Source organism: Streptomyces sp. NPDC052109 (genome assembly GCF_040680195.1).
Lineage (GTDB): Bacteria > Actinomycetota > Actinomycetes > Streptomycetales > Streptomycetaceae > Streptomyces.
In genome coordinates, this window is the sequence record NZ_JBFAWF010000002.1 from 525,626 (window position 1) to 546,287 (window position 20,662).

Consider the following 20,662-nt stretch of genomic DNA (forward strand, 5'->3'; position numbering starts at 1 on the left):
CCGCAAGTTGCAGTTTGGTTTCCCTTGCAGTACAGAGCCTGCGGAGCATGTGACCGCGGGCTCTCGTCGTTTTCAGAGTTATGCAGTTGCGCAGCACCGTTTCGCACGTGCAGGTTCTGGAGCAGGGCAACCCTTTTGAGCCCAAGGAGGGCTTATGGCTACCGGAACCGTTAAGTGGTTCAACGCCGAAAAGGGCTTTGGCTTCATCGCCCAGGAGGGCGGCGGCCCCGACGTCTTCGTTCACTACTCCGCGATCAACGCCACCGGCTTCCGCTCCCTCGAGGAGAACCAGCAGGTGTCCTTCGACGTGACCCAGGGTCCGAAGGGCCCGCAGGCGGAGAACGTCACCCCGGTCTGACCAACACCTGATCGCAGAACCTGAGAGCAGTACCCAAGGAGCCCCACGCCGTTCCGGCGACGGGGCTCCTGCCTTTTCCCGGCCCGGCTCGACCGTCGATGAATACTCGGCGAATTCTCCGGGTGCACCCCGCCCGCACGCGTTTACGTGTGCTGCATGACGAGGATGAAGGTCGTGCCGGGCTCCAGTGCCTCGTACGAGTGCGCGACGTCCCCCCGATAGGTCAGGTAATCGCCGGGGCCGAGTTCCACTTCCTCGTCGGCGGGGCCAGCCTTCACCCGGCCCGAGCCGACGATCAGATGCTCGACGGTCCCAGGAATGTGCGGTTCCGACGCGCGGGCCGCGCCGGGCTCGGCGCGCAGACGGTAGAGGTCCCGGCGGGCCCCCGGCGGGCTCGCGGACAGCAGCGTGGCGACGAAGGTCGCCTGCCCCGAGGCGACCTGCGGACCGTCCCCGGCCCGGATCACCTGGACGCTCGGCACCGGCGACTCCACCAGCGCGCTGAACGGCACACCCAGCGCGACCGCGAGCGCCCAGAGCGTCTCCACGTTCGGATTCCCGCTCGCCGCCTCCAGTTGGGAGAGCGTGGACTTCGCGATGCCGGCGCGTTTGGCCAGCTCGGACAGGGACAGCCCGGTGCGGGCACGCTCGCGCTTGAGCGACGCGGCGATCCATTCCAGCGGGAGCCGGGCGGGGGTCCGGGCAGGCGGCTCAGCCATGTCGTTCGCTCCATCGGTACGATCGTTCGCCTTGACGGACAGGCACTCTCCGTCCATTGTAGAAAACATGCGTTCGGCACAGCGAACAACCCGACCACGCGACGAGCGACGGCCGTCCGACGACATGTCCCTGGTGCGCGACAGCTCGCTCGTCTGGGTCGCCAGCGGCATCGTCGGCGTCTCCTTCGGCGCCGTCTCCGTGGCGGGCGGCCTGCCGATGTGGGTGCCGGTGCTGATGTCGCTGGTGGTGTACGCCGGCTCGGCCCAGTTCAGCGCGGTCGGCGTCCTGCTCGCCGGGGGCGGTCCGGTCGCGGCCGCGGCGACGGGGCTGCTGCTGAACACCCGCACGGCCGCCTTCAGCCTGGCCGTCGCCGAGATCATCGGCACCCGCCGCGCGGCCCGTCTCCTCGGCGCGCATCTGGTCACCGACGAGACGGTGGCCTTCGCGCTCGCCCAGTCCGATCCGCTACGCCGGCGCAGGGCGTTCTGGATCTCTGGGGTCGGGCTGTTCGCGGTGTGGAACCTCGGGGTGGCGGCGGGTGCGCTCGCCGGGAGCGCGCTCGGGAACACCGCGCGCTACGGCCTGGACGCCGCGTTCCCCGCCGTCCTGATCGCCCTGGTCCTGCCCTCGCTGCGGGCGGACGCGACGGTACGGCGGTGTGCGCTGCTCGGCGCCGCGCCGGCCCTGGCGGTGACGCCCGCCGTGCCCGCGGGGGTGCCCGTGCTGCTCGCTCTGGCCGGGCTCTTCCTGCATCGCCGACAGCCCGGGGAGGCCGCCGCATGAACGCCACGGTCGTGGTGATCCTCGCGCTGGCCCTGGGCACGTATGCCTTCCGGCTGGTGGGGCCGGTGCTGCACGGGCGGGTGGAGATACCCGCCCGGGTGCAGGAGCTGGCCTCGGCCGGGGCGGTGGTGCTGCTCGTCGCCCTGCTGGCCACCGGTGCGCTGACGGAGTCCGGTGGCTTCGCGGGCTGGGCCCGGCCCGCCGGGGTCCTGGTCGGGGGCGTCCTGGCCTGGCGCCGGGCGCCGTTCCCCGTGGTGGTGGTCGGCGCGGCGGCGACGGCCGCGCTGCTCCGACTGGCAGGGCTGGGCTAGCTGTTCCGTCCTGCGAGGTTGTGGACAGGCGAGACAGGTCGCGGCTGACGGATCCCGAAACGGGTGAGGGCCTTCCGGCTCGGTGTGGCGTGCGGCAGCAGCCTGAAGGGGTGAACTGGCGACCTCGCGTAATCGATAGTCGCGTATACCTTGGCCGGTGAGGGCTCGTGGTCACCGTGAGTGGCCGTGGGGAGCGTGGCGACTCCAGGTTCCTCCGGCTCTGCGACGAGGCGGGCGTTCAGGCCACTGGGCGGATCCGGCCACCGGCTGCCTGTCGCAACGCGGCTTCCAGCCGGTCGCGGGCCTCGGTCTGGGCAGCGATCCGTTCGTTGAGGACCCCCAGCCGTTCCAACGCGACCCGCAGGCCCTTGTCCGAGGGCGGTACGGCGGCCACATCGCCGTCCAGGCACGGCAGGAACACCTGCACGTCGTCCAGGGTGAGCCCGGCGTCCAGCAGGTAGCGGATATTGCGGACCCGCACCATCGCCCGGTCGTCGTAGATGCGGTAGCCGTTGGGGGCCCGCTGCGAGGAGATCAGTCCGGCCTGTTCGTAGTGCCGCAGCGCACGGGCAGTTGTCCCGGTCGCCCTGGCCAGCTCGCCGATCCGCACCCATCCCACCTCCCGGGCTACTCCTATCACGCCACGACCGCCCCGCCGTCGACTGGGAGTACCACTCCGGTGACGAACGACGCGGCCGGTGCGGCAAGTTGGGTTACCGCCCAGGCCACCTCCTCGGGGCGGCCGAGCCGGGCCAGTGGGGTGTGCGCCAGTTGCCATTCCCGCACCGCTGCCATTCGCTCCGGCGTCAGGCCCTGGTGCTCGCCGATGGGGGTGTCGATCGCGCCGGGGGCGACCGCCACCACCCGGATCCCGCGAGGTGCCAGTTCGACCGCCCAGCTGCGGGTCAGCAGTTCCAGAGCGGTCTTGGTAGCCGCATAGACCGAGCTCCCGGGCCAGGCCCGCTGCCCTACCGACGTACTGACATTGACGATCACCCCGCCCGACTTCTCTAGGAGTGGCAGCGCGGCCTGGGCCAGCAGGATGGGGGCGACGAGGTTGGTGGCGAGCTGAGCTGTGATCATCTCCGGCGTCAGCGTGCCGAGGGCGCCGCTGCGCACGATGCCTGCGTTGTTGACCAGCACGTCCAGTCGGCCGTGTGTCTCCAGCACGGCCCGGATGATCCGGTCCGGCTCGCCCTCGGCGGTGATGTCGGCGGCCAGCGGCGTGATCCGGTCGTGCCTGGCGGCGGTCTCCTTGAGAGGCTCGGCCCGCCGCCCGAGCGCGACCACGTGGGCGCCCTCAGCGGCGAAGGCGCGGGCGGTGGCCCGGCCGATCCCGGTGCCGGCTCCGGTGACGGCGACGACCCTGCTGCTCTGCGTTGTGGTGCTGTTCATACCGGTCATCGTGTAACCCTGCCGCCAGCGGCAAGGTCAAGCAGCGCCTGACGGGCGGTAGTCACCGCTGGTGGTCACCGGGGGCACAGTGACGCCAAGTTCCTCCGGTCTCTTTGTCCGGCCCGGCGGCCGGGGAAGAGCCATCGGGCATCGGGGTTGATCGCGGTCTTGGTGTTCGGCCGCTTGCCCAGGTAGTCCAGCAGCATTTCGTCGAACGGGGCGGGGACGGACGACGGTGGGTCGCCGAGCCGGACGAGGACTTTGCCGTCCTCGTGCTGGACGTCGTCGGAGCCGCCTGGTGATCCGTGTTGGCGGCCGGGCGTAGAGAAGGACGAGGACGGCGGCCACGCGGTCCTGGAGCGGGATGTCGTCGCGGTTGACGAGCTGTCGTTCGTTCGACAGTGCCCAGAGCCGGCTCCGCACCCCGCCGGGGCGTGTCGCGGTACGCGGTCGGCGGGACCGCGAGGGCGGAACTCCCGCTCAGTGCGCGGCAGCGCCCGCGGCCCGGAACTCCGCGACCGTGTCCGCGAACGCTCGCGCCGGAGGGCTGAGGGCGTCCCAGCGGCGGACGGCCCAGCCGACCGGCAGGGGGCGCAGCCCCCGTAGCGGGACGAGCCGCAGCTCGCCCTCCCCCGGCACCGGAAGGCCCGGTACGGCCGGTACGACCGCCCTGCCCACCCCCAACTCGGCCAGCAGCAAGGCGGTGTCCCAGTCGGCGACACTCGTGTCGTAGGTGAAGCGGACGCCCAGCTCGGCGCAGGCCGCGTCCAGGTGGACGGCGGACGTGGAGTTCGGGGGGAGCCGGATGAGCCGGACGTCCCGCAGTTCGGCGGGGTCGAGATCCGGCCGCCGCGCGAGGGGGTCGTCGGCGCGGACGGCGAGCAGCCAGGGCAGTTCGGCGACCGTCCGCTGGTCGATGCCGCGGACCTGCGGACCGACAGTGATCCAGGCCAGGTCGAGCGTGCCGTCGGCCAGCGCGTCGAAGGTGCCCCGCCCGGAACTGACCGTGCGGAACTCGAGGTTGACCTTGGGGTGACGGCGGCGGAAGGTGACCACCGCCTCGGACATGAAGTGCCGGACGGTGGTGGCCCCGGTCGCGACGCGGACGTACCCGCTGTGGCCGTCGATGAGATCGCGCAGCTGCCGTACGGCCAGGTCGAGGCCGTGGATGCCCTCGGCCGCGGCGGCTTCGAGTATGCGCCCGGCCTGGGTCGGGACGACGCCCCGCGGTTGCCGTTCCAGCAGCGCGACACCCGTCTCCCGCTCCAGCCGCTTCACGTGCTGGCTGACGGCGGACTGGGTGCAGCCGAGGTCGCGGGCGACGGAACTGAGGCTGCCCGCACGGCAGACGGCGACGAACACGCGGAGGTCGTCCAGGGTCACAACACCCAAGCTAGCACTTGGATCCAGCGAGCAAACCCAAGGATTGACTGAGAGTCAGGTGACGTACGAAGATCGGTGGCGGGCCACGACCGACCCAGGCGGCAACCCGCTCCCCGCCTCGCCGAGTCCGGACGACGCGGGACCAGCGAGGAGCGGGTGTCGACCCCCGGTCGGGCCCGCGCGGCCCGAGAGCCTGCGGCAGCCGGGGTCACCGCCCGGCGTACAGACCCTCCACCTCGCTCGCGAAGTCGGCCGTGATCTGCTCGCGGCGCAGCTTCATCGAGGGGGTCAGATGGCCGGCCTCCTCGGTGAAGTCGACGGGCAGGACGGTGAAGCGGCGGATGGACTCGGGCCGCGAGACCAGCTTGTTGGCCTCGTCGATCGCGCGCTGCAGGACGGCCTGCAGCTCCGGGTCCCCCATGAGCAGTTCGGCCGGCACCGGGTGCTTGCCGATCATCTGCCGCCAGTGGGTGATCCCGTCGGGGTCGAGGGTGATGAGGGCGGCCACGTACGGGCGGGCGTCGCCGACTAGCATCACCTGGGAGATCAGCGGGTGCTGGCGCAGCCAGTTCTCCAGCGGGGCCGGGGCCACCGACTTGCCGCCGGCCGTGATCAGCAGCTCCTTCTTGCGGCCGGTGATGGTCAGATAGCCCTCGTCGTCCAGCTCGCCGATGTCGCCGGTCGCCAGCCAGCCGTCCCGGGTCGCGGGGACGACACCGCCGGCCTGCGGATCCCAGTAGCCGCGCAGGACGTGGTCGCCGGAGACGAGGATCTCCCCGTCGGCGGCGATCCGCACCCGGGTGCCGGGCAGCGGCCAGCCGACGGTTCCCAGGCGGGGTTTGAGCGGCGGGGTGACGGTGGTGGCGCCGGTGGTCTCGGTCAGGCCGTAGCCCTCGAAGATCTCGATGCCGGCGCCGGCGTAGAACGCGGCGAGGCGCCTGCCGAGCGGGGAGCCGCCGCAGATGGCGTACCGCACGCGACCGCCCATGGCGGAGCGGATCTTGCGGTAGACCAGCGGGTCGTAGAAGGTGCGGGCCGTCTTCAGGGACCGGCCGGGGCCGCTGCCGGTGCCGGTCTGCCGGGCCTCCAGCGCCTCGCCGTAGCGCCGGGCCACGGCCGCCGCCCGGTCGAAGACCGCGGCCCGCCCGCCCGCCTCGGCCTTCGCGCGGGCCGAGTTGTAGATCTTCTCCAGCATGTACGGGATGGTCAGCAGACAGGTCGGCTTGAAGGCGGCGAGGTCCGGCAGCAGGTCCTCGGCTGCCAGGCTCGGAGCGTGCCCGAGGCGAACCCGGGCCCGCACGCACGCGATGGCCACCATCCGCCCGAAGACATGGGACATCGGCAGGAACAGCAGGACCGACGGCTGCTCGTCCTGGGCCTTGAAGATCGGGTAGAGCAGCTCGATCGCGTTGTCGACCTCGGCGAAGAAGTTGCCGTGCGAGAGGGCGCAGCCCTTGGGGCGGCCGGTGGTGCCGGAGGTGTAGATGAGCGTGGCGAGGGTGTCGGGGCCCAGCATGCCGCGCCGCACGGCGACTTCACCGTCGGGCACCTGGGCGCCGGCCTCGGCGAGCCGGGTCACGTGGTCCTTGTCCATCACCCACAGATGGCGCAGATCGGGCAGGTGCTGGAGTTCGGGGCCGATGGCGGAGGCCTGCCCGGCGGTCTCGGTGATCAGGGCGACCGCGCCGGAGTCGTGCAGGATCCAGCGGGTCTGGAAGACGGACGAGGTCGGGTAGACCGGCACGGTGACCAGGCCGGCGGCCCAGGCGGCGAAGTCGAGCAGCGTCCACTCGTAGGTCGTACGGGCCATGACGGCGATGCGGTCGCCCGGGACCAGCCCCTCGGCGATCAGGCCCTTGGCCACCGCGAGCACCTGCTCGGCGAAATGTGCGGCCGTCACGTCCACCCAGCGGCCGTCGGGCAGCCGGCGGCTGAGCACGATCTGGGCGGGGGCGGCCTCGGCGTTGTCGAACGGCAGGTCGGCGAGCGAGCCGTGCTTCACCGGGGGCGTGAAGGGCGGTACGGAGACCTCACGGACGGCGCCGTCCAGCCGCTGGACCCAGGGCTCCACGAGGACCGGACGGCCGTCGTAGTCGATGGCGGAGACGGGGGCGCCGGAGGAGACGGGGTGGTTCGGGAAGGGAGTGGACACGGGCGGCTCCTCTGGCGTTGTGCACCTGCGGTGGGCCCCCATGGATACGGAGCAAGGGGTTACCGCTGGTTAGGCAGGTGATCGTACGGGTCCACCGTGAGGGGGTTGTGCGGGTTCGGGGATGATCCAGGGCCGGGGGTGTGCAGCCTCGGGGGTTATGTGACGGGGGCTCACTTTTGGGCTTCTCGCTGTGGGGCACGTAGACTTACCGGCGGTAACCTTACTCCAGAGTAAGCAGGGGGGAAACGGTACATGGTGGGCGCGTTGCTGCATCTCACGGGCGGTGTGTTGCGCTCGCCGTTCAAACGGCCCTCGCCGGAGGCGGAGTTCCCGCGTGAGCGGCGGGTGCTGCCCGGGCTGCGCGTCGACCTGGACCGGCTGGCCGCCTACGAGCGCGTCTGTGGGTTCGGCACCGGCGACAGCGCCCTGCCGATCACCTACCCGCACGTCCTCGGCTTCCCGGCGGCCATGCGGCTGATGAGCGACCGGGCCTTTCCGCTGCCATTGCTGGGACTCGTCCACACGTCGATCGAGATCACCCGGCGCACCCCCCTTCCGGCGACCGAGGAGTACGAACTCTCCGTCCGCATCGCGGGACTGGGCCCGCATCGGCGCGGCACCGAAGCCACGGTGGTCACCGGGATGCGGGCCGGCGGGGAGGTCGTATGGGAGTCGCGGAGCACCTACCTCGCGCGGCACCGCACCGACCGGCCCGCCACACCCCCGGACGGGCGACCGGCGCCGCTGCCCGTCGTCGCCGAGTGGCGGCTCGCCGAGGACGTCGGCCGGAGGTACGCCGCCGCGTCCGGCGACCGCAACCCCATCCACCTGCACCCGTTCACCGCCCGCCTCTTCGGCTTCCCCCGCGCCATCGCACACGGCATGTGGACGGTGGCCCGCTGCCTGGCCGCGCACGGCACACCCGACGCGGCCGAGGTCCGGGCCCGGTTCCGGGCGCCGGTGCTGCTGCCGGGCACGGTGGCCTACGGCGCGGACGGCTCCGGCCGCTTCGAGCTGCGAGGCGCCCGGGACCGGCTCCACCTGTCCGGGGAAGTACGGCCGCCGTCCGCAGAACCACAGGCGCACTCCGACTGAACTCCCGGTGAACGGCCGGCCGGTCATGGCGAGTTGACGGCGAACCTGCGGGAGTTTCCCAGGGCTTTCTCAGCTCACCCTCATACCCTGCTCTTACCTTCGCCGCATGCCTCCCAACCCCCGCCGCATCACCGTCGTCGCGGACTCCGACACCCGCTGGAAGTGGGGCGCCGCCGTGGCCCGGCAGCTCGCCCCGGACCACGTCCTGGACGCCGTCTTCCTGCGCTCCCGCGCCGCGCCGACCGAACGCCAGCTCGCCGAGGTGGGCATCGCGCCCGACACGCGGCGCGCGCTCTCCGCCGCCGAACTCGCCGACGACCCGCAGGTCGCGGGCGCCGACCTCCTCGTCCTCGCCCTCGCCGGAGGCGCGATCCTCGCCCTCACCCACGGCCTGGGGCGTGCCTGGGAGGGCTTGGCACACCGTCCCCTCGTGGTATCCGGATACGTCGGCGTGGTCTACGAGAAGCTGGTCGACGGCCTCCTCACCCGGGCCGGCACGGACGTCGTCCTCGCCAACTCCCGCTACGACGCCGAGCGGTTCCGCACCGCCTTCGCCGGGGTCGGGGTCGACCCGGACTCGGTGGTCGAGTGCGCGCTGCCCTTCCTGGACGGCACGCCGTACGCGCCCTCCCCCGAGCGGCCGTTCACGCTCACCTTCGCCGTCCAGCCGTCGGTGCCCAAGGGCCGGCCCGCCCGCACACACCTGCTGGAACGGGCCGCCGCGCATGCCCGGCTGCATCCCGACCGCGAGGTGCTGGTCAAGCTGCGCAGCCTGCCCGGCGAGCAGACCACCCACCCCGAGGCCGATCCCTACCAGCACCTCGTCGAGGAGCTGGCCGAGCCCGCCCCGGCCAACCTCCGGCTGGTGTACGGCCACATGGGCGAGGTCCTGGACCGCACCGACCTGCTGGTCACCGTCAGCTCCACGGCCGCCCTGGAGTCCATGCACCGCGGCATACCCACCGCGATCCTCACCGACCTCGGCGTCCGCGAGGCGCACGGCAACCACTACTTCGTCGAGTCCGGCTGCCTCGCCTCCTGGGACGACCTGGACGCGGGCTCGCTACCGCGGGTCCGGCCGGAGTGGGCGGCGGCCCAGGGGATCGGGGTCACCGACCCCTACGGGGCGGCCCGCGCCCGGATCTCCCGCATGCGCGCGGCCGGTTCGCTGCCGGTGCTGCGGCCGTACTACACGCCGCAGCGGGCCGGGCTCTATCTGGAGGGGGCGCTGCGGCGGCACGGGCTGGACCTCGACGGGCGTCCGTTGCCGCAGGCGCCTGCGTCGGGCGGGGGCGTGCGGATGGTGATCCGTCGGGCCGCCGGGCGGGGTGCGAAGAGGCTGTACGGCGTGGGACGGCGGCGGGTCGCACCGGCTCTGCGGAAGTGGGGGGCGGTGGGCTGATCGCCGGAGGGGGCGGAGCGCCGTTTCCCGGTGCGGGTCCGTGGTGGGTTGCTCGCGCCCACGCGGCGGAGCCGCACCTCGACACGGCCCCGCACCCCTCAGGTTCCTCCAGCCGGCGGAGTCCAGGGGCGGCCGCCCATCAGGTTCCCCAGCCCCGCCCAGGCGACGTTCATCAGGGTGGCAGCCGCCTGCCGGGCCGTGACGCCGGGCGTCGCGTTGGCCCACGCGGCCAGGGACTCCGCCGCTCCCACCAGGGCCTCGGCCAGACCCGCCACCTCGTGCTCGGGGAGGTCGGGGTCCCGGTGTGCCTCGCGGGCGGCGACCGCGACCAGCCCGGTGACGAACGCGACGATCTCCGCGCGCATCGCGGCCACCTCGGCCGCGAAGGGCTCCCCGTGCGTACGGGCCTGGAGGTGCAGCACGGACCAGGCCTCGGGGTGCTCGGCGGTGTGCGCGAAGAAAGCCTGCAGGCCGTCCCACAGCCTGCGGTCGGCGGGCACGTCCGAGCGGACCCCGGCGCGCACGGCCTGCGTCAGCGCGGTGGCCTCGCGCCGCACGCAGGCGGTGAAGAGGTCTTCCTTGGAGTTCAGGTACAGGTAGACCAGCGGCTTGGAGACGCCCGCGAGTTCGGCTATCTCGTCCATGGAGGCGGCCATGTAGCCGCGTTGCCCGAAAACGCGTACGGCGGCGTCGAGCATCTGCTGCTCCCGCACCGCACGCGGCATCCGCTTGGTCTTCGCCCCACCCATGAGGGCAAGACTAGTTGGACGCGGTTGCCCCGCCCTGCGCCCGCGCGGCGTCGTCGGCGACGTCCTCCTGGCTGCGGTTGGCGTCCAGGTTGGCCTTCATCCGGTCGACCCGGGTCACGATCCGCACCGAGGCGCGGTCCCGCTCCTTGCGCAGCGCCACCCAGCTGATCGGCGCCGACAGCACCATGGCGAGCAGCAGGACCCACAGGCCGTTGGAGTTGCCGAAGCCGCGCGGGAAGATGCCGGAGTAGACGGCTCCCCAGACGACCACGAGGCAGCCGGCGAAGATGCCGAGGCGCATCAGCGTGTAGCGGAGCATCTCAATCCACTCGTCCGATTCCAAAAGGGGTCATCGTCCAGTGAAGCACGAGCGTGGAGGGATCTTGCACGGGGGTCAGCCCAGCGGCAGCAGCATGGTGATGTCGTCGCGGTCGTCCCCCGGGGCGACGCGTATCGCGCCGGGCACCCGGCCGACCTCCTTGTAGCCGCAGGAGGCGTAGAACCTCTCCAGGCCGTGGCCGCCCCGGCAGCCGAGCCGGATCGCGTCGATGCCCTCGAAGGTGCGGGCCGCGTCCGCGGCGGCGGCCAGCAGTTCGCGGCCGTACCCCTTGCCCTGATGGCGGGGGTGGACCATCACCGTGTGGAGCCACAGCCAGTGGCGCTGCAGGCGGTGCGTGTTGAAGGAGAAGAAGGTGGTCGCGGCGACCTCGTCCGCCTCGTCGTACCCGACGAGCAGCCGGTTGCGCCCCTCGGCCATGGCCACGAAGTGCCTCACCAGTTCCGGCCGGATCTCCTCGCGCGTCACCGGGGCGACGAAGCCGACGGCTCCGCCCGCGTTGGAGACGTCCGTCCAGAGGTCGAGGATGCCGTCCCGCAGGGCAGGGGTGACGGCGGGGTCGAGCGTGAAGGTAAGGGGCATACGCCGATGGTATCTATTACCCGAGGGTGCGTGCGGCTACTGTCAGATCGGCGACGAGTCCCTGGTAGGCGGCCTTCCGGTCCGCGTCGTCCTGCGACCGCAGCACCGACGAGGGGTGCACCGTCGGCACCAGCCGCTCGGGCCGTCCGTGGATCTCGCGCTCCAGCACCGTGCCACGCACCTGGCCGACCCGGAACGACGAGCCGAGCAGGGCCTTGCCCGCCGTGGCGCCGAGGATCACGATCAGCTCGGGCTCGACGATCGCCAGCTCCGCGGCGAGCCAGGGCCCGCACGCCGTCATCTCGCGCAGGCTCGGCGCCTTGTGGATCCGGCGTTTGCGGGGCTCGGCCCGGGTGAACTTGAAGTGTTTCACCGCGTTGGTCACATAGGCCTCGCCGGGGTCGATCCCGGCCTCGGCGAGCGCCTTGTCCAGCAGCTTGCCGGCCGGCCCGACGAAGGGCTTGCCCTGCCGGTCCTCCTGGTCGCCGGGCTGCTCACCCACGAGCATCACGCGCGCGTGGGCGTCCCCGGCCCCGAAGACCGTTTGCGTGGCGTCCCGGTGCAGGGGGCAGCCCCGACAGCCGGCCGCCGCGCGGCGCAGGGCGGAGAGGTCGGCGCCGTCCGGGACGAAGGGCTCCGCCGTGTAGGCGTCCTCGGGGGCTTTCGTGACAGCCATGCCCGCCGGGTACCCGGGGCCGGACACGGCGAACGAAAGGGGCGGTGCGGGGCGTCGCCCGGCCGCGGGTCGCCGGTGGCCGGTCGCGCCCACGCGGCGGAGCCGCACATCGGTGCGGCCCCGCGGCCGCCGGGACCGGACCGGCACGGCCCGGCCGGAAGTCACACCCGCATCGGCTGGGGGGAATCCCTGCGGGCCGGGTCGGGGCCGTCGTACTCGCGGATGATCTCGTAGCGCGTGTTGCGCTCCACCGGGCGGAAACCGGCGTCGCGGATCAGGTCCAGCAGGTCCTCGCGGGTCAGCTTGTTCGGCGTGCCGTAGTTGTCCGCGTCGTGCGTGATCTTGTACTCGACGACCGAGCCGTCCATGTCGTCCGCGCCGTGCTGGAGGGCCAGCTGGGCGGTCTGCACGCCGTGCATGACCCAGAAGACCTTCACGTGCGGGACGTTGTCGAACAGGAGCCGGGAGACCGCGAAGGTCTTCAGCGCCTCGGCGCCGGTCGCCATCTGGGTGCGGGCCTGCAGGCGGTTGCGGACCTTGCCGTCCTTCATGTCCACGAAGTCGTGCTGGTAGCGCAGCGGGATGAAGACCTGGAAACCGCCGGTCTCGTCCTGCAGCTCACGCAGCCGCAGCACGTGGTCGACGCGGTGGCGGGGCTCCTCGATGTGGCCGTACAGCATGGTGCACGGGGTCTTCAGGCCCTTCTCGTGCGCCAGGCGGTGGATGCGGGACCAGTCCTCCCAGTGGGTCCGGTGGTCCACGATGTGCTGCCGGACCTCCCAGTCGAAGATCTCGGCGCCACCGCCGGTCAGGGACTCCAGCCCGGCGTCGATCAGCTCGTCCAGGATCTCCGAGGCGGAAAGACCGCTGATCGTCTCGAAGTGGTGGATCTCCGTCGCCGTGAAGGCCTTGAGCGAGACGTCCGGGAGGGCGGCCTTCAGCTCGCGCAGCGACCGCGGGTAGTAGCGCCACGGCAGGTTCGGGTGCAGGCCGTTGACGATGTGGAGTTCCGTGAGGTTCTCGCTCTCCATCGCCTTGGCGAGCCTGACGGCCTCCTCGATGCGCATCGTGTACGCGTCCTTCTCCCCCGGCTTGCGCTGGAAGGAGCAGTAGGCGCAGGAGGCCGTGCACACGTTGGTCATGTTGAGGTGCCGGTTGACGTTGAAGTGGACCACGTCACCGTTCTTGCGGGTGCGCACCTCGTGCGCGAGGCCGCCCAGCCATGCCAGGTCGTCCGACTCGTACAGCGCGATGCCGTCCTCGCGGGTCAGCCGCTCACCGGAGCGGACCTTCTCCTCCAGCTCGCGCTTGAGTCCGACGTCCATGCCAACACCTTTCTACGACAGCCCGGCCAACGGTATCCCTAGACCTCTTCGGGCAGCTCCCCGACCCGGTTCTCCCACTTCGTGGACAGCACGATGGTGGTACGGGTCCGGGAGACGCCCTTGGTGCCACTCAGCCGGCGGATGGTCTTCTCCAAGCCGTCGACGTCCGTCGAGCGCACCTTGAGCATGAAGGAGTCGTCGCCGGCGATGAACCAGCAGTCCTCGATCTCCGGCAGGTCCCGCAGGCGCTGGGCGACGTCCTCGTGGTCGGCGGCGTCGGAGAGCGAGATGCCGATCAGCGCGGTGACGCCGAGGCCGAGGGAGGCCGCGTTCACCGTGGCGCGGTAGCCGGTGATGACACCGGCCGCCTCGAGACGGTTGATGCGGTCGGTGACGCTGGGGCCCGACAGGCCGACGAGACGTCCCAGCTCCGCGTACGAGGCCCGGCCGTTCTCCCTCAGGGCCTGGATGAGCTGCCTGTCCACCGCGTCCATGCGATCGAAGCCTTCCGGTGAAAGTTCCTGAAGTGATGAGAGGTACTGCTAGTTGCCCGCTGCTCCGCCGCCCAGCTCACCCTGCCAGCGCCGGTACAGGCCGTGCTCGACGCCCGCCGCGTCCAGCACCCGCCCCGCGACGAAGTCCACCAGGTCCTGGATGTGGGTGGCGCCGGCGTAGAAGGCGGGCGAGGCCGGCACGACGCTCGCACCGGCGTCGTCCAGGGCCACCAGGTGCCGGAGTGTCTGGCCGTTCAGCGGGGTCTCCCGGACGGCCACGACCAGGGTGCGGCGCTCCTTCAGGGTGACGCTCGCCGTGCGCTGGAGCAGGTCCTTCGACAGGCCGAGCGCCACACCGGCCACGCAGGCCGTGGAGGCGGGCACGATGAGCATGCCCTTCGCGGGGTAGGACCCCGAGGACGGCCCGGCGGCGAGGTCGCCCGCGCTCCAGTGCCGTACCCCGCTGATGTCCACGTCGAAGGTCCCGGGCTTGCCGTCGGCCCCCCGGGCCAGCCATTCCCGCAGGTCGTCCTGCCAGTGGGCGTCGCGGAACGAGATCCCCGTCTCGTCCAGCAGCGTCAGCCGCGAGGCCCGGCTGACCACCAGGTCGACCGCCTCCCCCGCCCCCAGCAGCGCCCGCAGCACGGCCGCCGCATACGGCGTCCCGGAAGCACCGGACACCCCCACGATCCAAGGCACGCGCTGCGTTTCTCCTGCGTTCACACCTTGAGCGTACCGGTGGGTCGGGGAGTGCTCAGGCCGGGTGGGGCACCTCGGGGTGACGGGGAGACCGGAGGTGTCCGCCGTGAGGCTGCCGAGCTTCGTCGCACGGTCGGCTTGCCACCGTACGGGGGCGTGTCCCGGCCGAGGCCGGGCGAGCTGCGGGTGCCGGCGGTCGCCGTCCGGGACGGCCACGTCGGCCTCCCCCTGTCTGCCCCCGATGGTGGACCGCACCGGGCTCAGGCCTTCAGACCCCGAACCACGAGATCCAGCAGCGCGCACACGAACAGGGCAATGCCGATGAAGCCGTTGACCGAGAAGAACGCCCTGTTGAGGCGGGACAGGTCGTGGGGGCGGACGATGCGGTGTTCGTAGACGAAGGCGCCGGCGACGATCAGCAGGCCCAGCCAGAAGAACGCGCCGGCATGCGTGGCCAGGCCGTACCAGACGAACAGGGCGGTCGTCAGGGTGTGGCACACCCGCGCGCCCCAGATCGCGGCCGGGACGCCGAAGCGGGCCGGAACCGACATGACGCCGATCTCGCGGTCGGTCTCTACGTCCTGGCAGGCGTAGATCAGGTCGAAGCCGCCGATCCAGACGCCGACGGCGAGGCCCAGGATCACCGCGTCCCAGGACCAGGTGCCGGAGATGGCCAGCCAGCCGCCGATCGGGCCCATGGCCTGCGCGAGGCCGAGGATCGCCTGGGGGAAGTTCGTGAACCGCTTGCCGTAGGGGTAGATCACCATCGGGATCACCGCCACCGGGGCGAGGGCCAGGCACAGCGGGTTCAGGAGGGCCGCCGCGCCCAGGAAGATCACCAGGGCGATCAGGGCGCCCGTCCAGGCGTGCCGGACGGTCATCGCGCCCGTCACCAGCTCGCGGTGCGCCGTGCGCGGGTTACGGGCGTCGATCTCGCGGTCGATGATCCGGTTGACCGCCATCGCGAACGTGCGCAGGCCCACCATGCAGATGGTGACCAGCAGCAGCCGGCCCCAGTGGATGTTCCTGTCCCACACGTACATCGCCGTGAGGGAGGCGATGTACGCGAAGGGGAGCGCGAAGATCGAGTGCTCGATCATCACCAGGCGCAGGAACGCCTTGGTGCGTCCGGGCTGCGGAATCGCGGCAGAGGCGCTGCTCACAGGCCGTACTCCTTCCAGCGGCGGTCCACCAGGGCCGCCGTAGCCGGGTCCGACAGGACCATGTCCGGCCAGCCGCCGTCTCGGGTGTAGCCCTCCTCGGGCCACTTCTTCGTCGCGTCGATCCCCGCCTTGCCGCCCCAGAACTGCTGGTAGGAGGCGTGGTCGAGGTGGTCGACGGGGCCGTCGACGACCGTGAGGTCACGGGCGTAGTCGGTGTTGCCGAGCGCCCGCCAGGCGACCTCGTGCAGATCGTGCACGTCGCAGTCGGAGTCCACGACCACGATCAGCTTGGTCAGGGACATCATGTGGGCCCCCCAGATCGCGTGCATCACCTTCTGCGCGTGCTTCGGGTACTTCTTGTCGATCGAGACGATCGCGCAGTTGTGGAAGCCGCCGGCCTCGGGCAGGTGGTAGTCCACGATGTCCGGGACGATGATCTTCAGGAGCGGGAGGAAGAACCGTTCCGTGGCACGGCCGAGGGGGCCGTCCTCCGTCGGCGGGCGGCCGACCACGATCGACTGCAGCAGCGGACGCCTCCGCATCGTCACGCAGTCGATCTTCAGCGCCGGGAAGGGCTCCTGCGGGGTGTAGAAGCCCGTGTGGTCGCCGAAGGGGCCCTCGGGCAGCATCTCGCCCGGCTCCAGCCAGCCCTCCAGGACGACCTCGGCGTTGGCCGGGACCTGGAGCGGGACCGTCTTGCAGTCGACCATCTCGATCCGCCTGCCGGCGATGAACCCGGCGAACAGGTACTCGTCGATGTCGCCGGGGAGGGGCGCGGTGGAGGCGTAGGTGACGGCCGGGGGGCAGCCGAAGGCGATGGCGACCGGCAGCCGCTCGCCCCTTCTCGCCGCGACCTGGTAGTGGTTGCGGCTGTCCTTGTGGATCTGCCAGTGCATGCCGATGGTGCGCCGGTCGTGGCGCTGGAGGCGGTACAGCCCGAGGTTGCGGATGCCCGTCTCGGGGTCCTTGGTGTGCGTGAGCCCCAGGTTGAAGAAGGAGCCGCCGTCCTTCGGCCAGGTGAACAGCGCCGGCAGCCGGTCGAGGTCCACTTCGTCGCCGTGCAGGACGACCTCCTGGACCGGAGCCTCCTTGACCTTCTTCGGCGGCACGTGCGCCATCGCGCCGAGCTTGCCGAAGGCCTCGCGCACGCCGACGAAACCGTGCGGCAGCTCGGGGCGCAGCAGGCCGCCGATCTTCTCCGAGATCTCGCCGTACGACTTCAGGCCCAGCGCCTTCAGCAGACGGCGGTCGGTGCCGAAGACGTTCATGGCCAGCGGCATCGCCGAGCCCTTCACGTTCTCGAAGAGCAGCGCCGGGCCACCGGACTTCTGCACCCGGTCGACGATCTCCCCGACTTCCAGATACGGGTCGACCTCGGCCTTGATGCGCTTGAGGTCGCCCTCGCGCTCCAGCGCCCGCAGCAGGGAGCGAAGATCGTCGTAAGCCATGAGGCCAAGTATCGCCGACGTACCGCTTTGTCCCGGCGCCGGCCCCCGCCCCGCCGGGGTCCGGGGCGGCTGGGATACTCGGCGATCACGAGACGCCGTCGGTGTCACCGGTCCTGGCCCCGCTGTTCGCACGCGCCGCGTGCACCCCTGCGCAGGACCCGGGCTCCTCCGCCGCTTCCCCTGTTACCCGCGTCCCCACCGCCGGCCGCCAGGCCGCTCCCGACCTCTTCGGCACCGCCCTCGACGGCGGCCGGGTCCGGCTGTCCGACTTCCGCGGCAAGGTCGTCGTCCTGGACGTCTGGGCCTCCCGGTGCGGCCCCTGCCGTGCCGAGGGGCCCGAACTGTCGCAGGCCCAGCGGCACTTGGCGACCAGGGGCGTCCAGGTACTCGGCGTGGACACCGACGCCGACCGGGCCGGGCGTTCGCCGTCGACCACCGGCTGAGCCACCCGAGCCTGTACGACCCCGGCAGCCGGCAGCTCGTCCACCGGCTGCCCGGCAAGTACCTGGCGCGGTCACTGCCGTTCACGCTGTTCACCGACCGGAACGGGAAGCGCTGAGCGGGGTCAGCCGCCGCCCAGGCAGTGGCCGGCCTGCGGCACGGGCGCGACCAGGCCGCTCAGCCGCATGAGCACCGTGTCGGACTGCCGTACCGAGCCCGTGGGAGTCACCTCCACGGCGGGCCGGCGTCCGCCCCGGGAAGCGGCCTCGCGCAGCACCCGGTCCACGCCGTTCACGGCGATGCGCGGGTCCCCGGCCGCAGCGGGCCGCAGGCGCACCGTCCGTGGCCCCAGGCGGCCGGCCCCGCGTAGCTCACCCGGTCGCGCCGGTCGCCGTCCAGGCGGTCCGGGCAGCGCACGGCGATCCGTGCGCACGCCGGGTCCTTCGTGGCCACCTCTCCCCGGTCCACGGCCGCCGACCACGGAGCAACCGTCATGGTCACCCGATACCCTGACCCGGTCATTCGGGGCCTTCTCACTTCGTCGAGGGATCGCACACCATGCTCAGGTATCTGCCGTTTCTGCTGGTCCTGGCCCTGTGGATCTACGCCTTCGTGGACTGTCTGAACACCCCCGAGGAAGAGGTGCGGCATCTGCCGAAGGTCGCGTGGGTGATCATCATCCTGCTCTTCGGCGAGGTCCTCGTCGGGCCCGTCGCCTGGCTGATCACCGGGAAGGCGCGGCAGGCGGTGCCGGCCGGCGGCGCCACGTCCGGGCAGTGGGTCGCCCCCGACGACAACCCCGAGTTCCTCAAGTCCCTGAACAAGGACGACGACCCCGAGAAGGGCTGATGGAGCTCCGGCTGCTCGTCACCTTCGAGAAGGTCGCCACGGTCCTGAGCTTCACCCGGGCCGCGGCCGAGCTGTCGTTCGCGCAGTCCAGCGTGACCGGTCAGATCCGCACCCTGGAGTCCTCCCTCGGCGTCGAGCTGTTCGACCGGCTCGGCAGCCGGATCCGGCTCACGGAGGCCGGTGAGCGGCTGCTGCCGTACGCCCGGCAGATCATCGAGCTGACCGAGGAGGCCCGGGCGGCGGTCACCGAGCCGGAGGAGCCGTCCGGCACCCTGACCGTCGGCACCATGGAGTCGCTCACCTCGTACCGGCTGCCGCCGCTCTTGGAGTACTTCCACCACCGCCACCCCAAGGTGCGGCTCGCACTGCGCACCACCATCGGCGACGAGACCCGGCAGGCGCTGCGCCAGGGCACCTACGACGTCGGGTTCCTGATGGAGCAGGAGACCGAGCACCCGGGCCTGGAGACGGCCGTGCTCGCGGTGGAGCCACTGGCGCTGGTCGCGGCGCCCGGGCACGCCCTGGCCGAAGTGCCGGTCACGACGGCCGGCCTGACGGACCAGCCGTTGCTGGCCACCGAACCCGGCTGCGCCTACCGGGACCTGTTCGAGCGGGAGCTGACGGCGCTGAAGCCGGTGGACTTCATGGAGTTCGGCACCATCGAGGCCACCAAGCGCGCGGCGGCGGCCGGCCTCGGGATCGCGCTGCTGCCCGAGGTGACGACCGCCGCCGAACTCGCGGAGGGCTCTCTCGTACGACTGGACTGGCAGCCGCCGTTCACGCTTCGGACGCAACTGGCGTGGCGGGCCGGGAAGCGGCTTCCGGCGCATGCCCGGCTGTTCGTGGAGCAGGCGCGGCGGCTGGTCGCCGAGCAGGACGGGCGAGGGTGACCCTGAGGCTCGCCAGCACGATCAGCGGGACGCCCAGCGCCTGGACGAGCCCGATGTGGTGCCCGTAGACCAGCCAGTCCATCAGCATCGCCACGGCCGGGTAGACGAAGGCCAGCACGGCGATCTTCGCGGTCGGCAGCTTGGCGTACGCGGCGTACATGAGGACGTACATCACCCCCGTGTGGATCAGGCCGAGCCCGGCCAGCCAGCCCCACCGCCAGCCGGTTCCGCTCATCGCGCCGAAGTCCGCGAAGGGCAGCAGCAGCGGGATGCCGACGAGGACCTGCACGAGGGCGATCAGATGCGGGCGGACACCGGTGATCCGCTTGGTGACCAGGGTGGACAGGCCGTAGAGCAAGGCGGCGAGGAGGGCCTGGCCGATGCCGAGCAGGTACGTGCCGCCGGCCGCGAAGTCGGCGGGGGTGACGCCGGAGACCAGGATCAGCCCGGCGAAGGCCACGGCGATCCAGCCGACCCTGGCCGCGGTGAGCCGTTCACGGAACAGCAGGGCGCCGAGGAGGACCACGTAGAAGGGCTGCGTGTGGTAGACGACCGTGGCGACCGAGATGGACGTGTTCTCGTACGACTCGAAGAGCAGCACCCAGTTGAAGACGATGAACACCCCGCCCAGGACGGCGAGTGCGAGGGTGCGGCGGGTGAAGCCGTGGTCGCGGAGCCAGCCGCGCGCGGCGACATAGCCGCCGAGCGCGAGGGCGCCGAACAGGACGCGGAAGAAGACGACGTCGAAGGGCGGGGCGCCGGACTCGACGACGAACACCCCGAGGGTGCCGGAGAGCATCATGGCGGTGGTCAGCTGGGCCGTGCCCCTGGACTGTGAGGTCATGCCGGTGACGCTACGAACAGCCCCCGGTGCCGGTCCACGCGCCGGTGGGGGGCGTTGCCGATGGGGGCATCGGCGGCGCCGATGCCCCCAGCTCACGGGGCCGGGGTCTCGCCCCGGGTGTCCTGGGACTCGAACCGGCCGGTGGTCACGACGAGTTCGCCGATCCCGCCGAACACCGCCTCGAGCCGGACGGAACGCTCGACCCACATGAGGGGAAAGGAACGTGAAGGTCCGTCAGGACGCGTCGTCACGCAGCACGACGTCGAGGAGCCCCGGGAAGCGGGCGTCGAACTCGGCGCGCCGCAGGCGGTTGACCCGGCGGGGGCCCTCGTCCCGCTGCTCCACGAGGCCGGCCGCGCGCAGCACCGCGAAGTGGTGACTGAGAGCGGCCTTGCCGACCGGCACGTCGAAGCTGCCGCAGCTGCGGCTCCATTCGGTGGAGCCGGCCAGCTCCCTGACCAGGGTCAGGCGCACGGGGTCGGCGAGGGCGGCCAGCGCCGCGAGGACGGGCACGTCGTCGGGGTGGGTGTGCTCCGGGACGGCCCGGTGACTGCCGGTGGTCACGC

26 protein-coding genes are annotated in these 20,662 nt (G+C 71.8%); 8 read left to right on the forward strand and 18 right to left on the reverse strand.

Features of this window, described 5'->3' with window-relative positions:
• Positions 1-154: 154 nt before the first annotated feature.
• Positions 155-358, forward strand: coding sequence for a cold-shock protein (locus tag AB0L59_RS08010; protein WP_004984723.1), 204 nt, complete (start codon positions 155-157; stop codon positions 356-358).
• Between the two features lie 143 nt (positions 359-501).
• Here AB0L59_RS08010 and AB0L59_RS08015 read toward each other — a convergent pair whose 3' ends face one another.
• Positions 502-1,077 carry an XRE family transcriptional regulator gene (locus AB0L59_RS08015; protein ID WP_365580631.1) on the reverse strand — a complete coding sequence of 192 codons (576 nt, stop codon included), beginning with the start codon at positions 1,075-1,077 and terminating at the stop codon, positions 502-504.
• A gap of 67 nt (positions 1,078-1,144) precedes the next feature.
• Here AB0L59_RS08015 and AB0L59_RS08020 point away from each other — a divergent pair, with 67 nt between their 5' ends.
• Both AB0L59_RS08020 and AB0L59_RS08025 read left to right on the forward strand, forming a co-directional pair.
• A complete protein-coding gene (locus AB0L59_RS08020) occupies positions 1,145-1,861 on the forward strand; it encodes an AzlC family ABC transporter permease (protein ID WP_365580633.1) in 717 nt (238 codons plus the stop codon).
• On the forward strand, positions 1,858-2,172 hold the full coding sequence (locus AB0L59_RS08025) for an AzlD domain-containing protein (RefSeq protein WP_365580635.1): 315 nt from the start codon (positions 1,858-1,860) through the stop codon (positions 2,170-2,172). The genes AB0L59_RS08020 and AB0L59_RS08025 overlap by 4 nt, the downstream gene beginning before the upstream one ends.
• Positions 2,173-2,410: 238 nt before the next feature.
• On the opposite strand, the gene AB0L59_RS08030 is transcribed toward AB0L59_RS08025, so the two are convergent.
• From AB0L59_RS08030 to AB0L59_RS08045, 4 genes are all read right to left on the reverse strand, one after another.
• On the reverse strand, positions 2,411-2,782 hold the full coding sequence (locus AB0L59_RS08030; protein WP_365580637.1) for a MerR family transcriptional regulator: 372 nt from the start codon (positions 2,780-2,782) through the stop codon (positions 2,411-2,413).
• A 26-nt stretch (positions 2,783-2,808) separates the two neighbouring features.
• Positions 2,809-3,576, reverse strand: a complete 768-nt coding sequence (locus AB0L59_RS08035; protein WP_365580639.1) for an SDR family oxidoreductase — start codon at positions 3,574-3,576, stop codon at positions 2,809-2,811.
• Positions 3,577-4,047: 471 nt separating this feature from the next.
• Positions 4,048-4,950: a LysR family transcriptional regulator gene (locus AB0L59_RS08040; RefSeq protein WP_365580641.1), complete on the reverse strand. Its 903-nt coding sequence runs from the start codon at positions 4,948-4,950 to the stop codon at positions 4,048-4,050.
• Positions 4,951-5,158: 208 nt separating this feature from the next.
• Entirely contained in the window at positions 5,159-7,048 is a 1,890-nt protein-coding gene (locus AB0L59_RS08045; protein WP_365580966.1) for an AMP-dependent synthetase/ligase, read from the reverse strand.
• Between the two features lie 318 nt (positions 7,049-7,366).
• On the opposite strand from AB0L59_RS08045, the gene AB0L59_RS08050 reads away from it, so the two are divergent.
• Both AB0L59_RS08050 and AB0L59_RS08055 read left to right on the forward strand, forming a co-directional pair.
• Entirely contained in the window at positions 7,367-8,197 is an 831-nt protein-coding gene (locus AB0L59_RS08050) for a MaoC/PaaZ C-terminal domain-containing protein (RefSeq protein ID WP_365580643.1), read from the forward strand.
• Between the two features lie 106 nt (positions 8,198-8,303).
• Positions 8,304-9,599, forward strand: coding sequence for a DUF6716 putative glycosyltransferase (locus AB0L59_RS08055; protein ID WP_365580645.1), 1,296 nt, complete (start codon positions 8,304-8,306; stop codon positions 9,597-9,599).
• Positions 9,600-9,697: 98 nt separating this feature from the next.
• Here the strand turns inward: AB0L59_RS08055 and AB0L59_RS08060 are convergent, their stop codons facing one another.
• The 9 genes from AB0L59_RS08060 to AB0L59_RS08100 all read right to left on the reverse strand — a co-directional run bounded on the left by AB0L59_RS08060 (position 9,698) and on the right by AB0L59_RS08100 (position 17,072).
• Entirely contained in the window at positions 9,698-10,348 is a 651-nt protein-coding gene (locus tag AB0L59_RS08060) for a TetR/AcrR family transcriptional regulator (RefSeq protein WP_365580648.1), read from the reverse strand.
• Between the two features lie 10 nt (positions 10,349-10,358).
• Positions 10,359-10,667 (reverse strand): DUF4229 domain-containing protein, encoded by a 309-nt coding sequence (locus tag AB0L59_RS08065; RefSeq protein WP_365580651.1) that lies wholly within the window; start codon positions 10,665-10,667, stop codon positions 10,359-10,361.
• A 75-nt stretch (positions 10,668-10,742) separates the two neighbouring features.
• A complete protein-coding gene (locus AB0L59_RS08070; RefSeq protein WP_365580654.1) occupies positions 10,743-11,267 on the reverse strand; it encodes a GNAT family N-acetyltransferase in 525 nt (174 codons plus the stop codon).
• A 16-nt stretch (positions 11,268-11,283) separates the two neighbouring features.
• Positions 11,284-11,943 carry a UdgX family uracil-DNA binding protein gene (locus AB0L59_RS08075; protein ID WP_365580656.1) on the reverse strand — a complete coding sequence of 220 codons (660 nt, stop codon included), beginning with the start codon at positions 11,941-11,943 and terminating at the stop codon, positions 11,284-11,286.
• A 161-nt stretch (positions 11,944-12,104) separates the two neighbouring features.
• Positions 12,105-13,268, reverse strand: coding sequence for an aminofutalosine synthase MqnE (gene mqnE, locus AB0L59_RS08080; protein ID WP_365580659.1), 1,164 nt, complete (start codon positions 13,266-13,268; stop codon positions 12,105-12,107).
• A 38-nt stretch (positions 13,269-13,306) separates the two neighbouring features.
• Positions 13,307-13,762 (reverse strand): Lrp/AsnC family transcriptional regulator, encoded by a 456-nt coding sequence (locus tag AB0L59_RS08085; RefSeq protein ID WP_030640941.1) that lies wholly within the window; start codon positions 13,760-13,762, stop codon positions 13,307-13,309.
• A gap of 48 nt (positions 13,763-13,810) precedes the next feature.
• Entirely contained in the window at positions 13,811-14,461 is a 651-nt protein-coding gene (locus AB0L59_RS08090; protein ID WP_365580968.1) for a UbiX family flavin prenyltransferase, read from the reverse strand.
• A gap of 260 nt (positions 14,462-14,721) precedes the next feature.
• Positions 14,722-15,624: a menaquinone biosynthesis prenyltransferase MqnP gene (mqnP, locus tag AB0L59_RS08095; RefSeq protein ID WP_365580662.1), complete on the reverse strand. Its 903-nt coding sequence runs from the start codon at positions 15,622-15,624 to the stop codon at positions 14,722-14,724.
• On the reverse strand, positions 15,621-17,072 hold the full coding sequence (locus AB0L59_RS08100; protein ID WP_365580665.1) for a menaquinone biosynthesis decarboxylase: 1,452 nt from the start codon (positions 17,070-17,072) through the stop codon (positions 15,621-15,623). The genes mqnP and AB0L59_RS08100 overlap by 4 nt, the downstream gene beginning before the upstream one ends.
• A 101-nt stretch (positions 17,073-17,173) precedes the next feature.
• Between AB0L59_RS08100 and AB0L59_RS08105 the strand changes: the two genes are divergently transcribed.
• Positions 17,174-17,515 (forward strand): TlpA disulfide reductase family protein, encoded by a 342-nt coding sequence (locus tag AB0L59_RS08105; RefSeq protein ID WP_365580667.1) that lies wholly within the window; start codon positions 17,174-17,176, stop codon positions 17,513-17,515.
• A gap of 122 nt (positions 17,516-17,637) precedes the next feature.
• Here the strand turns inward: AB0L59_RS08105 and AB0L59_RS08110 are convergent, their stop codons facing one another.
• Positions 17,638-17,808, reverse strand: coding sequence for a hypothetical protein (locus AB0L59_RS08110; RefSeq protein WP_365580670.1), 171 nt, complete (start codon positions 17,806-17,808; stop codon positions 17,638-17,640).
• Positions 17,805-18,008: a hypothetical protein gene (locus AB0L59_RS08115; protein ID WP_365580673.1), complete on the reverse strand. Its 204-nt coding sequence runs from the start codon at positions 18,006-18,008 to the stop codon at positions 17,805-17,807. The genes AB0L59_RS08110 and AB0L59_RS08115 overlap by 4 nt, the downstream gene beginning before the upstream one ends.
• A gap of 63 nt (positions 18,009-18,071) precedes the next feature.
• Between AB0L59_RS08115 and AB0L59_RS08120 the strand changes: the two genes are divergently transcribed.
• Positions 18,072-18,362 (forward strand): PLD nuclease N-terminal domain-containing protein, encoded by a 291-nt coding sequence (locus AB0L59_RS08120; protein WP_365580675.1) that lies wholly within the window; start codon positions 18,072-18,074, stop codon positions 18,360-18,362.
• On the forward strand, positions 18,362-19,252 hold the full coding sequence (locus tag AB0L59_RS08125) for a LysR family transcriptional regulator (RefSeq protein ID WP_365580677.1): 891 nt from the start codon (positions 18,362-18,364) through the stop codon (positions 19,250-19,252). Before AB0L59_RS08120 ends, AB0L59_RS08125 begins: the two co-directional genes overlap by 1 nt.
• Here AB0L59_RS08125 and AB0L59_RS08130 read toward each other — a convergent pair.
• Together AB0L59_RS08130 and AB0L59_RS08135 are read right to left on the reverse strand one after the other, a co-directional pair.
• Positions 19,140-20,096, reverse strand: a complete 957-nt coding sequence (locus AB0L59_RS08130) for a DMT family transporter (protein ID WP_365580680.1) — start codon at positions 20,094-20,096, stop codon at positions 19,140-19,142. The two genes, AB0L59_RS08125 and AB0L59_RS08130, sit on opposite strands and share 113 nt — an antisense overlap.
• Before the next feature lie 234 nt (positions 20,097-20,330).
• Positions 20,331-20,660 carry a transcriptional regulator gene (locus AB0L59_RS08135; protein ID WP_365580682.1) on the reverse strand — a complete coding sequence of 110 codons (330 nt, stop codon included), beginning with the start codon at positions 20,658-20,660 and terminating at the stop codon, positions 20,331-20,333.
• Between the last annotated feature and the right edge of the window lie 2 nt (positions 20,661-20,662).

What these genes read in the sequence shown, in the direction of transcription:
- AB0L59_RS08130 (WP_365580680.1), bottom strand. Translation starts at nt 20,096, where the DNA reads ATGACCTCACAGTCCAGGGGCACGGCCCAGCTGACCACCGCCATGATG.
- AB0L59_RS08125 (WP_365580677.1), top strand. Translation starts at nt 18,362, where the DNA reads ATGGAGCTCCGGCTGCTCGTCACCTTCGAGAAGGTCGCCACGGTCCTG.
- AB0L59_RS08085 (WP_030640941.1), bottom strand. Translation starts at nt 13,762, where the DNA reads ATGGACGCGGTGGACAGGCAGCTCATCCAGGCCCTGAGGGAGAACGGC.
- AB0L59_RS08010 (WP_004984723.1), top strand. Translation starts at nt 155, where the DNA reads ATGGCTACCGGAACCGTTAAGTGGTTCAACGCCGAAAAGGGCTTTGGC.
- AB0L59_RS08060 (WP_365580648.1), bottom strand. Translation starts at nt 10,348, where the DNA reads ATGGGTGGGGCGAAGACCAAGCGGATGCCGCGTGCGGTGCGGGAGCAG.
- AB0L59_RS08020 (WP_365580633.1), top strand. Translation starts at nt 1,145, where the DNA reads ATGCGTTCGGCACAGCGAACAACCCGACCACGCGACGAGCGACGGCCG.
- AB0L59_RS08075 (WP_365580656.1), bottom strand. Translation starts at nt 11,943, where the DNA reads ATGGCTGTCACGAAAGCCCCCGAGGACGCCTACACGGCGGAGCCCTTC.
- AB0L59_RS08015 (WP_365580631.1), bottom strand. Translation starts at nt 1,077, where the DNA reads ATGGCTGAGCCGCCTGCCCGGACCCCCGCCCGGCTCCCGCTGGAATGG.
- AB0L59_RS08055 (WP_365580645.1), top strand. Translation starts at nt 8,304, where the DNA reads ATGCCTCCCAACCCCCGCCGCATCACCGTCGTCGCGGACTCCGACACC.
- AB0L59_RS08100 (WP_365580665.1), bottom strand. Translation starts at nt 17,072, where the DNA reads ATGGCTTACGACGATCTTCGCTCCCTGCTGCGGGCGCTGGAGCGCGAG.
- AB0L59_RS08115 (WP_365580673.1), bottom strand. Translation starts at nt 18,008, where the DNA reads ATGACGGTTGCTCCGTGGTCGGCGGCCGTGGACCGGGGAGAGGTGGCC.
- AB0L59_RS08120 (WP_365580675.1), top strand. Translation starts at nt 18,072, where the DNA reads ATGCTCAGGTATCTGCCGTTTCTGCTGGTCCTGGCCCTGTGGATCTAC.
- AB0L59_RS08025 (WP_365580635.1), top strand. Translation starts at nt 1,858, where the DNA reads ATGAACGCCACGGTCGTGGTGATCCTCGCGCTGGCCCTGGGCACGTAT.
- AB0L59_RS08070 (WP_365580654.1), bottom strand. Translation starts at nt 11,267, where the DNA reads ATGCCCCTTACCTTCACGCTCGACCCCGCCGTCACCCCTGCCCTGCGG.
- AB0L59_RS08035 (WP_365580639.1), bottom strand. Translation starts at nt 3,576, where the DNA reads ATGACCGGTATGAACAGCACCACAACGCAGAGCAGCAGGGTCGTCGCC.
- AB0L59_RS08065 (WP_365580651.1), bottom strand. Translation starts at nt 10,667, where the DNA reads ATGCTCCGCTACACGCTGATGCGCCTCGGCATCTTCGCCGGCTGCCTC.
- mqnE (WP_365580659.1), bottom strand. Translation starts at nt 13,268, where the DNA reads ATGGACGTCGGACTCAAGCGCGAGCTGGAGGAGAAGGTCCGCTCCGGT.